A 12,012-nucleotide genomic window follows, 5' to 3' on the forward strand; every position below is an offset into this window, starting at 1 on the left:
CATATTTATAATGATTCACAAATTGTTAAAATTCGGGTTTATGTGAAGGGAGAAGCGAAAGAGATATTTGGTTATGTGGGCAGATAACTAGATTGTAGTGGAAGTGAAAGGAGAGAGGGACGCTTAATGGTCTGCGGGAAATGAACAAAACCCCGCAAATTAGAAGTTTTACTTTATGAGAGGACTTGTTTTTTAGTGAGATTAAAGAAGAGAGGAAGGAGGAATAATCAGTTGGGAATGAAGAACCCTCCATAACAAGCTGTAGTTCTTCTTCTGAAAGTTCTTTAAAGAGGAGGAACTCTCGTAAATGTTTTTTAATCATTTTTTCTTTCATAAATACAACGCCTTAATGCTACCTGATATATTCCTTTGATAAATTAAATTATATCAAGCTGTCCAGTGAAACGGTGGGGGAACGTGTGAATATTTTTTACAAAATGAAAAGCAGGACATGAGTAAAAATGCTCATGTCCTGCGCCGTAATTAAGCTTTTGCGATAGCACGTGGAAATAAAATGTTATTTCCTAAATGAATATGTTCAAACAAGTCAGATTCAAGAGCTTCAAGGCGCTGGTAAACAAGACGATAAGTGCCGCAAGCTCCTTCTGGAGGAGTAAAGTCATTTGTCACCTTACGAAGTTCTTTAATAATATTGCCAGCGTGGCTATGTTCATTCTCCAACTCATCTACTACTTTACGTAACTTTGCATAGTTTTCATCAGTTGGATTTTGCTCGAATTCTAAAATTAATGGGAAATCTTCGGTTTCTTCTTTAATTAAATGCTGTTCTAATTCAATTTTAAGTTCATGAAATAGCTTATGAATTTGAGCTAAATGAGGCTGACTAGCCCCATGAACGCGTAATACTTTCGTCACATATGGGCTTAACTGTGGCAATTCTTCATTTAAATAGCGATGATGCTTATTTATAACATAATCAATCAATTCTTGATAAGAAGCATTTTTCCAATCAACTTCAGATTCGTTTAATAGTTTCGTTTTATGATAAAGCGTATTTAACTCTGTGATTACCTCTGATGCTGATAAATTTCTTTCATTAATTGCATCAATAAGTGGTCTATTTCCACCACAACAAAAATCTATTCTATATGATTTGAAAAGATCACTAGCTTTCGGAAATTGTGTTACAATCTCACCGATAATTGAAGTTTCAGTAAATGTATGTTCCATATGAAGACCTCCATAAAGTTTAAATGTAATATCTAAATCAAGAATAGCGATAAATTAAAATCAATGTGGTGATTTAAATCACTTATTATGTGTCATTTTTGAGAATAATAAAAGGAGTTTTATTTAAGTAAGAGGAAGCGTAATTCGTCGCAATACTTTAGGATAATAAAAAAAGAAGCTTAGTGGAAGCTTCTTTTTTATTACTATCTTTCACACGCAACTCCATCGCCATCACGATCAAGTTTAGAGCTATATCCTGGTTGGTCTCTATATAATGGGGCTTTCCCAGCATTTTTAACTTCAGTACAATTTTTGAAATATGTATTACTATTGCTTCCAGCAGCCGGTTGGGTTTGAGTTTGCTGTGCTTTTTGTTGTTCCTGTTGTACGCGAGCTTGTTCAGCAGCTTGACGTTGTTGTTCTTCTTGTTGTTTGCGAGCTTGTTCAGCAGCTTGACGTTGTTGCTCTTCTTGTTGTTTGCGAGCTTGCTCAGCAGCTTGACGTTGTTGCTCTTCTTGTTGTTTACGGGCCTGTTCTTCAGCTTGACGTTGTTGCTCTTCTTGTTGTTTACGGGCCTGTTCTTCAGCTTGACGCTGTTGCTCTTCTTGTTGTTTACGAGCTAGTTCTTCAGCTTGACGTTTCTCATCTTCTTGCTTACGAGCTAGTTCCTCAGCTTGACGTTTCTCATCCTCTTGCTTACGAGCTAGTTCCTCAGCTTGACGTTTCTCATCTTCTTGCTTACGAGTTTTTTCGTCCGCTTCTTTCTTTTCTAATTCCTTTTTCTTTGCGTCATCTTTTTTCTCTTCACTATTAGAAGCGACTTGTTTATTAGTTGCTTTCGTTTTTTCAGAAGAAGGACTTGAAATACCTGATAGCGCAACAAAAATGACAAATAAAACAGCTGTAATTATAAATTGTTTTTTTGCTACACCTGTTTTCTTAATAACAGATAATATTGCAAGAACAAGGAAAAATATAAATAGAATGAAACTTAAAGTAGAAAAAAATTCGACGACTGGGTGTTCAGATTTTGTTGTGCCGGTCATTATTAACATAATTGAAATCATAAAAAGAATAACAGTTGGACGACCATATTGTTTTGCTTTTCCATTTTTCTTAAAGAATGAAATGATACATAAGATTAAAAGAATGATAGCAATCAAAAATAAAGCTACACCAATATTACTCAAAATAGCCATTTTCATACCTCCATTTGTAAGATTTTCTTTATTGATTATATAAGAATTCATTGGAAATTACAGGGTTTTTAATAAAATAAAAAGATTTATATTATTTTTAATAGATAAACAAACATTTATTTTATATATAAGGAAAAATAGATTTAATTCCTATTACATTTTGAAAAGATTTTCATAGATTATAGTATCTCATTTGAAAGGAGGAGATTTGAATGGAATTTCAATTATTAGTGAATTGCGTGTTACAAGAAGGGAATGCTTACTTTTTAGTAACAAAAGTAGATGATGTTATTACGTTGAAGGTGCCAATTACAGCAGGAGTAGCGGGTTTATTTTTAGCTTTAGGTGTACCAAGGTGTTCTTAATTTAGATTTCTATAGTAAAAGGATGAGGGACAAGCCTTACCCTTTTACTATTACATAATTTTTTTATGTAAACTAAATGAGGTTTTTTCAGTTTTTTAATATTATTTTTGCCATAGCACGTTTAAAATGGACATGCATATACTATAATGTTTCATTGGCCTTTGATGATGAACGATAGTTTTAAAAAGTGTATCGAAAGTAGAAGTGGTACTCTTTTTATTAATGAAAATAGAAGAGGTGCTAGTATATATGAAAAGACGAACGTATGAAATTCCAATCGCGTTGCGAAGAGAATGGTTTTTAATAGAGTTAGCGCATTTAACAAAAAAATATGGAATCGAAATTGCAACTAGTAAAATAGAAGATGCACCATTCCTTAGAGATCAAGTTACAGAATTGAGAATAGGAGCTGGTTTGCAATACGATAAATATGATGATGAGTATATCATCGGATTTTAAACAAAGAAGCTGCGTATAAAAGGTTATTAAAGAGACCTTTTATACGCAGTTTTTTTTGTGAAGAGAAAGCTTTATTGAGAAATATTCAAAACGCTTATTGTAAAAAGGAATGAATGAATGTTGAGAGAATAACGTTTGATAAGAAAGAAATGCGGCTACTAATTTCTAATTCTAATGTATCGAAAAAGTAATTGATTAAATGGAATTTAAAACAATTGGTGTTCAATGTAATGGTAGCGTTTTCTTTCTTGCGGAAAAGGGGGATGTTAATGGGAATTATGAAAAGGAGTATAGCATTATTTATTGTACTTTGTTTTATGAGTCCGCTGGTTTTTAGTACAAATGTACACGCGGAGGTTGTAACAGAGCTTAAGACTGGTTTTCCAGACAAAGAAGTATTTACTCCTGGAGAATGGTTTTTAGGTCAGAAACCTGCTAATTATGATGAGAATAAACCACCAATTCTCTTTGTGCAAGGAAGAAATGGTAATGCGGATAGTTGGTATGGAAAGACAGTATATCATGATATGAATGATATGTACGACTACGCCTTGAAAGCAGGCTATCAAACTGTATTTATTCAATTATACGATGCTGCGGGGAAAGGATCAGCTAGCCAATGGGACAATGGAAAATTGTTAGCACAAAAGCTTGAAGAAATTTATAATCATTTTGGTGAAAAAGTAAATGTTGTAGCTCATAGTAAAGGTGGTATCGATACACAAGCTGCGTTAGTTGGATATGGAGCGAATCGATTTGTTGGAAATGTTATTACACTTGCCACTCCGCATTACGGATCAAATTTAGCGGATTTATCATATAGTTGGTGGGCAGGGTGGCTCGCCTCTATATTAGGTCAAAAAGATGATGGGACATATTCATTGCAAATAGGTGAAATGGCAAAGTTTCGTTCTACAATAGATAATAATCCTGCAGCTAAATTAAACCGTTACTATACGGCTACTGGGACAAGCTGGGGACCTGTTTTTTCAGCATTATCTATGGGCGGGTTGTACTTGTCATCATACGGTTCTAATGATGGATTAGTGAACGAATGGAGTGCTAAGTTACCATATGGAACACATTTATTTACGGATGCACGATTTGATCATGATAATATACGAAAAGGTTCAGCTGTTTTCGCACGAATTGAGCCATATTTACGGACAGCAAATTTACCAGTACCGGCTTTATTAGCCCCGAGTAATAGTTCAGAGGAAAAGGTAGAACAATTAAACACAACTTCTAATCAAGCTATTTTAGGAGGAGAGTTGTCACAAAATCAGTGGGTAGGGAAAATTGTCGCAGTTGATAAAAAAGCAGAAGGGGTAGTTTCTGTTTTAACAGCTTCTTCGGATGTAGAAATACAACTAATATCTCCAAAAGGAAAAGTTTATACAAATAAAGATAGTGCTGTATCTACTGGTGAAGGTGAATCTCTCTTTAAAGGAGCGACTATAAGAACATTTAAATTTGATAAAATGGAAGCAGGAGAATGGCAAGTTAAAATGATGGCAAAGCAGCCAAAAGATGCATATTTAATCGTAACCGATTACAAAAAAGATGCTCCGTTCGTCCTTCAAATGCCGGCAAAAGTTAAAGGAAATAAAGCAGAGTATAAACTCAAAAAATCACCTGCAGCTCCAGAAATGAAAGGCAATCTTTCAGTAACAGTAAGAGTAATTAATAAAGATGGAAAATTAGTTTCTGAATCAAATGAATCGCAAAATATTAATACAACTACATTCACAGGTGCTTTGAAAAATATAGAACAGCCAGGTGTATATAACGTTACAATTGATATGAAAGGGATGAATAAGGAAGGACAACCTTATAATCGTACGATAGTTAAATCGGTTTATGTAGAGAAGTAGGAAAGAAGGAATCTGTTTTAATAAAAAAAGTGCCGAATTCTTGTGGTAGAAGGATTTCGGCACTTTTTCATGTTTATTAGATGAATAGAAAAGTGAAATGGGAGTTTATGTTCTATAAGAGGACGATAGGAATCAAAAAAACGTTATGCAATAAAAAAAGATGCGGAATTAGCATCTGAATGTGAGGGAGTAGTATTAACTTAGTTTTGTAACTGTTAATTCAACTGAATTTATACCATTATCACAAGTTATAATACTTTGATGATTGAAACCACTATTATTTCTAAGTTGAAGTGTTGAATTAGCTGGAACCGTAACAATAGTTTCGCCAACTAGTTGAAGGCATTCGTTATTTGATGAAGTATTCATTTGAAAAGCGAAATCACCTTGACTATTAGCAAGTGGATTGTTATTTAAAAATATAGTTATGACTGGAATATGGGGCAATACAGGATTTAAAGTAGTGTTAATGCTTGAAATGAATGAGATTCGATAATCACCTGCTGGACTAAATTGTATAGTAGTAGGATTTAGTAAAGAAACTCCTCCCGCCAAAGGGCCAACGTGATTAGATGGAAAAGAATCGCCAAAAGGGACAGTTATAAACTCAGTTTGCCAAAAAGTTACGTAAGCTGAGCAGGATGGTTTATGTGAATGGTCGCATGAACATTTTTTATACGAACTGGAAGATTGATGGCACGAACACTTTTTATATGAACTAGAAGAAGAGTGGCATGAACATTTTTTATATGAGCTTGAAGAATGATAGTATGAACCCAATATATTACCTCCTATTATTAATAAATGTATAATATATAGTAGTTTATGTAATTGAAAAGTAATTGGCGTGTATACTTGTCCATATATAAGGTGATAGATTTGGGATAAAAAGCTGGCATAATATAAAGTGCTCTAATGAGGAGATACAGTTTTCAAAAGAATAGAACTAGAATATTATATGTAATGACTTTTGAAGACGAAAAAGGCTGGAAATTTAGCAGATAACTCTATCCGAGGTTTTAAAATGTTGAAGTATTTAAAGGAAAGCATCTTAGTGACACAGAGAAATGGATAAAGCGATGATTAAGTTTCCAGCTTAGTCATCGCTTTTTATTTATGCAATTGAGCAGGAAGAAGACAAAAGATATCGAATGAATGTAATTATACAGAATTGTTTGCTTTTGGTATGAATAGTAGTTAAAGATACGTTAGTTATATTTCAAACCGTAAGAAAAGAGAGATTAAATAATAGAGGGAGCAACGTACATGGAAAATATATTAAAGGTATCCTCAAAATCAAGTCCAAATTCAGTGGCAGGTGCAATAGCCGGTGTACTAAGAGCAAGTGGCAAGGTAGAAATTCAAGTAATTGGAGCGGGTTCTTTAAATCAAGCGATTAAAGCAATTGCGATTGCAAGAGGTTTTGTCGCTCCAAGTGGAATTGATTTGGTTCTTGTTCCAGCGTTTCAAGAGGTTACTATCGATAATCAAGAAAGAACAGCAATCAAATTAATTGTAGGTCCTAGAAGGAAAAGATCTTAATAGCGAACACTAATATAAGGGGATTTGAAAAGGCCAATAGACTCCAAAAAGTTAGACACGTTATTTCATTTGGCAGTTCCTTGGGCGTGGACACAGTATTGTACCGGATTCATGACTTTTAATTTCCCCTTATATTTAGCGGGTTTTTCTAGAACCTTAAAAATGCCAAATCCTTTGTGACATAAGGGATTTGGCATTTTTGAGGTTTTTATGTTTTTTAAAATCAACAATTCTAAAACTGCTCATTCTTCTCCCAAGATTCTACAATATAATGAGCAATCGTTGGGTTGAATCCTTTACCAACTAAGAACATAATCGCAGCAACTTCTGTTAAAGCATGTTTGTGTGATGTATGTTTCGCTTCATTTAAACCGTAATCTACCCAAGGTTTTACGAAATCAAGTACAGGTTTTTTTAAAGGTAAAAACTGTGTACCGACAACTTGTTGGATTTGTTGTTGCGTTGGTTCTGTAATAGGTCCTGGTGGTAAAATTTGTGGCTGTGTAATATCGAATGTTGGTCCAGGCGGTAAAATTTGCGGTTGCGTAGGATCGATAGTTGGCGGTGCTGGCGGTGAGACACGTGGGTCATAGTTTGGCTGATACATTTGTTGTTGGTATTGCGGTTGTTGTGGCTGAGTTGTGTATGGATTTTGTTGATATTGTTGTTCTTGAGTGTACTGAGTTGTGTATGGATTTTGCTGATATTGTTGTTCTTGAGTTGGTGGTGCTGCATATGGATTTTGAGGATATTCATAATTTGGACGTGTGTCATATGGATTTTGTTGATATTCAGTTTCTTGAGTTTGCGGTGTTGCGTATGGATTTTGTTCGTATTGAGGCTCTTGATGTTGTGTCTCTTCCTCCCCATACTGTTCAGCATATCTTTGTTCCTGATGTTGAGGGGAAAAAGGTTGTTGTGGGTAAGGCGGTTGATTATTATAGAACATGTTTATTCCTCCTTCATAATGATGCCTACCACCTAGTGTATGGGCAGACAAGAAAATATGTGATGAAAAAATGCGGGCGTGTTACAATAAGTAACTGGGTGAAGATAAAATGATAAAACAAGAAAAAATTCAAAAAACAATAACTTTCGTAAAGCATATTTTAGAAAAAGATGCGAGTGGGCATGATTGGTATCATATTGAACGCGTACATAAATTGGCGATTTCTTTATCTGAGCAAGAAGGGGGAAATCGTTTTATAATTGAAATGGCAGCATTACTTCACGATGTAGCAGATGAGAAGTTAAATGAGAGTGAAGAAGCAGGAATGAAAAAAGTTTCTGATTGGTTAGAAGAGTTACGTGTTGAAGAAGAGGAAAGTAAACATGTTCTTCATATCATCGCCAATATGTCTTATAAGGGTGGTCATGGTGGCACAGTTGAGTCACTTGAAGGTAGAATTGTTCAAGATGCGGATCGTTTAGATGCTCTTGGTGCAATTGGAATAGCTCGTACATTTGCATACGGAGGAGCGAAAGGGAGATTAATGTATGATCCAACTATCCCTCCTCGAGAAGTGATGACGAAAGATGAATATAGAAAAAATAATGATCCATCTTTAAATCATTTTTATGAAAAACTTTTAAAACTAAAAGATTTAATGAACACGAACGCAGCAAAACAAGAGGCTGAAGTTCGTCATCGTTATATGGAAGAGTTTATTGAACAATTTATGAAAGAGTGGAATGCACAAATATGAAAATGTTAACTGTGGAGAACTTATCGAAATCATACGGAGAAAAACCGTTATTTGATGGATTATCATGTAGTATTACAGAAGGACAACGTGTCGGAATTATTGGTGTAAACGGTACTGGTAAATCGACATTATTAAAAATAATTGCAGGATTAGAAACTCCTGATACAGGTGATATGACGCATTCACGTGGTTATACAATTAGTTATTTATCACAGCAACCAGAGTTTGATGAAAAACTAACAGTATTAGAGCAAGTGTTCCATGGTGATACACCTTTAATTCGTCTTCTTCGTGATTATGAACAATCGTTATTAAATATCGAAAAAGATCCAAGTAATGAAAAAGTACAGGAACAATTATTTGCCGTACAGCAACGTATGGATGCAATGAGTGCATGGGAAGCAAATGCAAATGCGAAATCTCTTTTAACGAAATTAGGAATTACAGATTTTACTGCAACTGTTGGAAACCTATCTGGTGGACAGAAAAAACGTATCGCAATGGCACAATGTTTTATTGAAACACCTGATCTATTAATTTTAGACGAGCCTACGAACCATCTTGACCATGAGACAGTTGAATGGTTAGAAGAATATTTAGCAAGATATACAGGTGCGGTATTACTTGTAACCCATGATCGTTATTTCTTAGATCGTGTGACAAACCGTATTTTTGAATTAGATAACGGTAAACTATATAGCTACGAAGGAAACTATAGTACATTTTTAGAAGCGAAAGCACTTCGTGAAGAGCAAGAATCGGCACAAGAATCCAAACGCCAAAATTTATATCGTCGTGAACTTGCTTGGATTCGCCGTGGTGCAAAAGCCCGTTCTACGAAACAAAAGGCGCGTATTCAGCGTTTTGATGAGCTGAAGGGACAAGAAGGACCAGCAGCGAAGCAATCAGTTGATATTGCACTAAGTGGAAGTCGTCTAGGAAAGAAAGTACTTGAGTTAAAAGATGTAATGAAAAAATTTGGCGATAAGACGGTACTACATAATTTTAATCATATTGTGAAACCAGGCGATCGTATCGGAATTATTGGGGCGAATGGAAGCGGGAAATCTTCGCTATTAAATATGCTTGCAGGCAAGTTATCTCCTGATAGTGGTGAAGTTGAAGTAGGACAAACTGTAAAAGTTGCTTATTATACGCAAGAAAATGAAGAGATGAATTTAAATCAGCGTATGATTGAATACATTAAAGAGATTGCAGAAGTGATTCATACGACAGACGGAAAAGTAATTGGTGCATCTCAAATGTTAGAACGTTTCTTATTCCCGACACATTCACATGGTACACCGATTGGTAAACTATCTGGTGGTGAAAGAAGACGTTTATATTTATTACGTATTTTAATGGGAGAACCAAACGTACTATTACTTGATGAACCTACGAATGATCTAGATACACAAACATTAACAGTACTGGAAGATTATTTAGAAGATTTCCCAGGTGTCGTTTTAACTGTATCGCATGACCGTTACTTCTTAGATAAAGTAGTAGATGAATTGTTCATCTTTAGTGGCGAGGGCGAAGTGCGTGAATTCCTAGGTAGTTATACGGACTATTTAGAAATGGAAAAGACGAAAGAACTTATTGAGAAGGCGGAAGTTCAAAAAGAGAAAAAAGTAGTAGAAGAAGCTCCAAAACAACAACGTAAACGTAAACTTTCATACAATGAGCAGCGTGAATGGGAAACAATTGAAGATACAATTGCCGAACTAGAAGAGAAAATTGAGTCAATTGGAGAAGAACTTGCGAAAGTTGGATCTGACTTCACAAAGGCACAAGAATTATCTGAAGCACAGCAGAAAACAGAAGAAGAGCTAGAAAAAACGATGGAAAGATGGAGCGAACTATCAGACATTGTTGAAGGATTAAAATAAAAACAAGCTGCATATATTGAAAAGTAAAGAGAAAAACTTTACACTATTGGTAGAACCTATTTTAGGAGGGGAAAAAATGAGAACATCTAATCCAATGTTGAAAAAAGACGCATTTCGTAAAGAGGGAGCAAGTGCTTCTGCGATGACTATTGGTGGAACAGTAGGCAAAACGTTTATCATGCTTATCTTGCTTCTTGCAACGTCTGTCTATTCATACATACAGATGACAAATAATACGATGAAAATGCCAGTATTAATTGGTGCTTTAGTTATTGCGGCAATCGTCGCATTTGCATCTATCTTCTTCCCGCGTATATCACCAATTGGTGCACCGATTTATGCAGCGGTAGAAGGGATTGTATTAGGAAGTATTTCAGCGATTTATACAATGAAATTTGGCGATACTATCGTTTTAAACGCTGTCTTACTAACAATTTCAATTCTATTTGCAATGCTAGTGTTGTATGCAACGCGCGTAGTAAAAGTAACTGATAAATTCCGTACGGGTGTAATAGCAGCGACAATGGGAATTATGGTTATGTATTTAATCGTATTCTTACTAAACATGTTCGGTGTTACTGTTCCATATATTCACCAAGGTGGAACAATTGGTATGATCATTAGTGCAGTTATTATTGTAGTTGCTGCATTAAATCTATTACTAGATTTCGATTTAATCGAAAGCGGTGCACGTAGCCAAGCTCCAAAATATATGGAGTGGTACGGTGCAATGGGTCTAATGATGACTCTAGTATGGCTATACTTAGAAATTCTTCGTTTTGTTTCTTACTTTACGAAAAATGACTAATAAAAAAATCCTGCATGAAATGTGCAGGATTTTTTTGTTTTCAAAGATAAATTGAAAATATGGATGTTGGCGACTTAAATTGAAGGGGGATGGAATATGATGAAAGAGAAAAAAGGATTATGAAAAAACTATTTTCTAAACGTTTTTTCATAGAACTAGATGACGCTTTAACATATCCATCAGCAGAAGTCATTCGTTCAGCTATTGAAGGATATGCGGCTGAATGTAATGGGAAATTAAAATTTGAGAGTAAAGTTAAACCGATTATTTTTAACTTGGAAAATGTAATGTACTGCGCTGAAATAAAGATGGGTCGCGGAGGATATTACATATCTTGCAGTGAAGTATAATATTTTTGGAAACCTTACATGTTTAAACTATGTAGGGTTTCTTTTTTAGTTTTGTAAGATATAAAGTAATACTTTTTATTTACAAACATGCCGTTTTGTACTTTTTACCCTTCCAACATTTTTCCTTACAATGAAGAAAAATATGTGAGGTGGTATAACTTATGATGAATCGAGTTGTATTAATCGGTAGATTGACAAAGGAGCCAGAATTATACTACACAAAACAAGGAGTCGCTTATGCACGAATATGTGTTGCGGTGAATAGAGGTTTTCGAAATAGTTTAGGTGAACAACAAGTCGATTTTATAAATTGTGTCATATGGCGAAAATCGGCTGAAAATGTAACAGAATATTGTATGAAGGGCTCACTTGTTGGGATTACCGGGCGTATTCATACGAGTAATTACGATGATGAACAAGGAAAGAGAATATATAGAACTGAAGTTGTAATTGAGAGCATTACATTTTTGGAGAGAAGGCGGGAGGGTGCATCGCAATAATATTAGAATTTTAACGATAGTTTCGGATTGATTAGGTGGAAAGAGAAAGAATGAAAAAGTATGAAAAAGTATGATGATGGGAAGAAATCAGCAAAATTAAGCATCCGAGTAGGAGTATAAAGGGTT

General features: G+C 34.9%; 13 protein-coding genes and 1 pseudogene. 9 read left to right on the forward strand and 5 right to left on the reverse strand.

What is annotated here, in order from left to right:
• Positions 1-25: 25 nt before the first annotated feature.
• The 3 genes from NSQ47_RS05240 to NSQ47_RS05250 form a co-directional block, all read right to left on the reverse strand.
• Positions 26-334: a hypothetical protein gene (locus tag NSQ47_RS05240; protein ID WP_340823479.1), complete on the reverse strand. Its 309-nt coding sequence runs from the start codon at positions 332-334 to the stop codon at positions 26-28.
• A gap of 149 nt (positions 335-483) precedes the next feature.
• On the reverse strand, positions 484-1,191 hold the full coding sequence (gene ric / locus NSQ47_RS05245; protein WP_341036289.1) for an iron-sulfur cluster repair di-iron protein: 708 nt from the start codon (positions 1,189-1,191) through the stop codon (positions 484-486).
• Between the two features lie 203 nt (positions 1,192-1,394).
• Positions 1,395-2,390 carry an excalibur calcium-binding domain-containing protein gene (locus tag NSQ47_RS05250; RefSeq protein ID WP_340823483.1) on the reverse strand — a complete coding sequence of 332 codons (996 nt, stop codon included), beginning with the start codon at positions 2,388-2,390 and terminating at the stop codon, positions 1,395-1,397.
• Positions 2,391-2,602: 212 nt separating this feature from the next.
• Between NSQ47_RS05250 and exsG the strand changes: the two genes are divergently transcribed.
• The 3 genes from exsG to NSQ47_RS05265 all read left to right on the forward strand — a co-directional run bounded on the left by exsG (position 2,603) and on the right by NSQ47_RS05265 (position 5,088).
• Positions 2,603-2,755 carry an exosporium protein ExsG gene (exsG, locus tag NSQ47_RS05255; RefSeq protein ID WP_000395676.1) on the forward strand — a complete coding sequence of 51 codons (153 nt, stop codon included), beginning with the start codon at positions 2,603-2,605 and terminating at the stop codon, positions 2,753-2,755.
• Between the two features lie 249 nt (positions 2,756-3,004).
• The gene (locus NSQ47_RS05260) at positions 3,005-3,214 is read left to right on the forward strand and encodes a hypothetical protein (RefSeq protein WP_002158072.1); all 210 of its coding nucleotides are present in this window, start codon (positions 3,005-3,007) and stop codon (positions 3,212-3,214) included.
• A 263-nt stretch (positions 3,215-3,477) separates the two neighbouring features.
• Positions 3,478-5,088, forward strand: a complete 1,611-nt coding sequence (locus tag NSQ47_RS05265) for a lipase family alpha/beta hydrolase (protein WP_445662088.1) — start codon at positions 3,478-3,480, stop codon at positions 5,086-5,088.
• 195 nt (positions 5,089-5,283) lie between these two features.
• On the opposite strand, the gene NSQ47_RS05270 is transcribed toward NSQ47_RS05265, so the two are convergent.
• Positions 5,284-5,868, reverse strand: coding sequence for a preprotein translocase (locus NSQ47_RS05270; protein WP_340823488.1), 585 nt, complete (start codon positions 5,866-5,868; stop codon positions 5,284-5,286).
• 486 nt (positions 5,869-6,354) lie between these two features.
• Here NSQ47_RS05270 and NSQ47_RS05275 point away from each other — a divergent pair, with 486 nt between their 5' ends.
• Entirely contained in the window at positions 6,355-6,630 is a 276-nt protein-coding gene (locus NSQ47_RS05275) for a stage V sporulation protein S (protein ID WP_002148380.1), read from the forward strand.
• Between the two features lie 232 nt (positions 6,631-6,862).
• On the opposite strand, the gene NSQ47_RS05280 is transcribed toward NSQ47_RS05275, so the two are convergent.
• A complete protein-coding gene (locus tag NSQ47_RS05280; protein WP_088078448.1) occupies positions 6,863-7,579 on the reverse strand; it encodes a hypothetical protein in 717 nt (238 codons plus the stop codon).
• A gap of 109 nt (positions 7,580-7,688) precedes the next feature.
• On the opposite strand from NSQ47_RS05280, the gene NSQ47_RS05285 reads away from it, so the two are divergent.
• The 5 genes and pseudogenes from NSQ47_RS05285 (at position 7,689) to NSQ47_RS05305 (ending at position 11,886) form a co-directional block, all read left to right on the forward strand.
• Complete coding sequence (locus NSQ47_RS05285; RefSeq protein WP_002202190.1) at positions 7,689-8,336, forward strand: HD domain-containing protein; 648 nt, start codon at positions 7,689-7,691, stop codon at positions 8,334-8,336.
• Positions 8,333-10,228 (forward strand): ABC-F family ATP-binding cassette domain-containing protein, encoded by a 1,896-nt coding sequence (locus tag NSQ47_RS05290; protein WP_341036292.1) that lies wholly within the window; start codon positions 8,333-8,335, stop codon positions 10,226-10,228. The genes NSQ47_RS05285 and NSQ47_RS05290 overlap by 4 nt, the downstream gene beginning before the upstream one ends.
• 76 nt (positions 10,229-10,304) lie before the next feature.
• Positions 10,305-11,036, forward strand: a complete 732-nt coding sequence (locus NSQ47_RS05295) for a Bax inhibitor-1/YccA family protein (RefSeq protein WP_002158065.1) — start codon at positions 10,305-10,307, stop codon at positions 11,034-11,036.
• Between the two features lie 96 nt (positions 11,037-11,132).
• Positions 11,133-11,386: pseudogene (locus NSQ47_RS05300) on the forward strand (DUF4318 domain-containing protein).
• A 161-nt stretch (positions 11,387-11,547) separates the two neighbouring features.
• The gene (locus tag NSQ47_RS05305) at positions 11,548-11,886 is read left to right on the forward strand and encodes a single-stranded DNA-binding protein (RefSeq protein WP_016100419.1); all 339 of its coding nucleotides are present in this window, start codon (positions 11,548-11,550) and stop codon (positions 11,884-11,886) included.
• Positions 11,887-12,012 lie beyond the last annotated feature (126 nt).

The organism is Bacillus sp. FSL R10-2780, assembly GCF_038006125.1.
GTDB lineage: Bacteria > Bacillota > Bacilli > Bacillales > Bacillaceae_G > Bacillus_A > Bacillus_A cereus_U.

Coding starts and splice junctions, on each gene's coding strand:
- NSQ47_RS05240 (WP_340823479.1), bottom strand. CDS start 334: ATGAAAGAAAAAATGATTAAAAAACATTTACGAGAGTTCCTCCTCTTT.
- ric (WP_341036289.1), bottom strand. CDS start 1,191: ATGGAACATACATTTACTGAAACTTCAATTATCGGTGAGATTGTAACA.
- NSQ47_RS05250 (WP_340823483.1), bottom strand. CDS start 2,390: ATGGCTATTTTGAGTAATATTGGTGTAGCTTTATTTTTGATTGCTATC.
- exsG (WP_000395676.1), top strand. CDS start 2,603: ATGGAATTTCAATTATTAGTGAATTGCGTGTTACAAGAAGGGAATGCT.
- NSQ47_RS05260 (WP_002158072.1), top strand. CDS start 3,005: ATGAAAAGACGAACGTATGAAATTCCAATCGCGTTGCGAAGAGAATGG.
- NSQ47_RS05265 (WP_445662088.1), top strand. CDS start 3,478: ATGTTAATGGGAATTATGAAAAGGAGTATAGCATTATTTATTGTACTT.
- NSQ47_RS05275 (WP_002148380.1), top strand. CDS start 6,355: ATGGAAAATATATTAAAGGTATCCTCAAAATCAAGTCCAAATTCAGTG.
- NSQ47_RS05280 (WP_088078448.1), bottom strand. CDS start 7,579: ATGTTCTATAATAATCAACCGCCTTACCCACAACAACCTTTTTCCCCT.
- NSQ47_RS05285 (WP_002202190.1), top strand. CDS start 7,689: ATGATAAAACAAGAAAAAATTCAAAAAACAATAACTTTCGTAAAGCAT.
- NSQ47_RS05290 (WP_341036292.1), top strand. CDS start 8,333: ATGAAAATGTTAACTGTGGAGAACTTATCGAAATCATACGGAGAAAAA.
- NSQ47_RS05295 (WP_002158065.1), top strand. CDS start 10,305: ATGAGAACATCTAATCCAATGTTGAAAAAAGACGCATTTCGTAAAGAG.
- NSQ47_RS05305 (WP_016100419.1), top strand. CDS start 11,548: ATGATGAATCGAGTTGTATTAATCGGTAGATTGACAAAGGAGCCAGAA.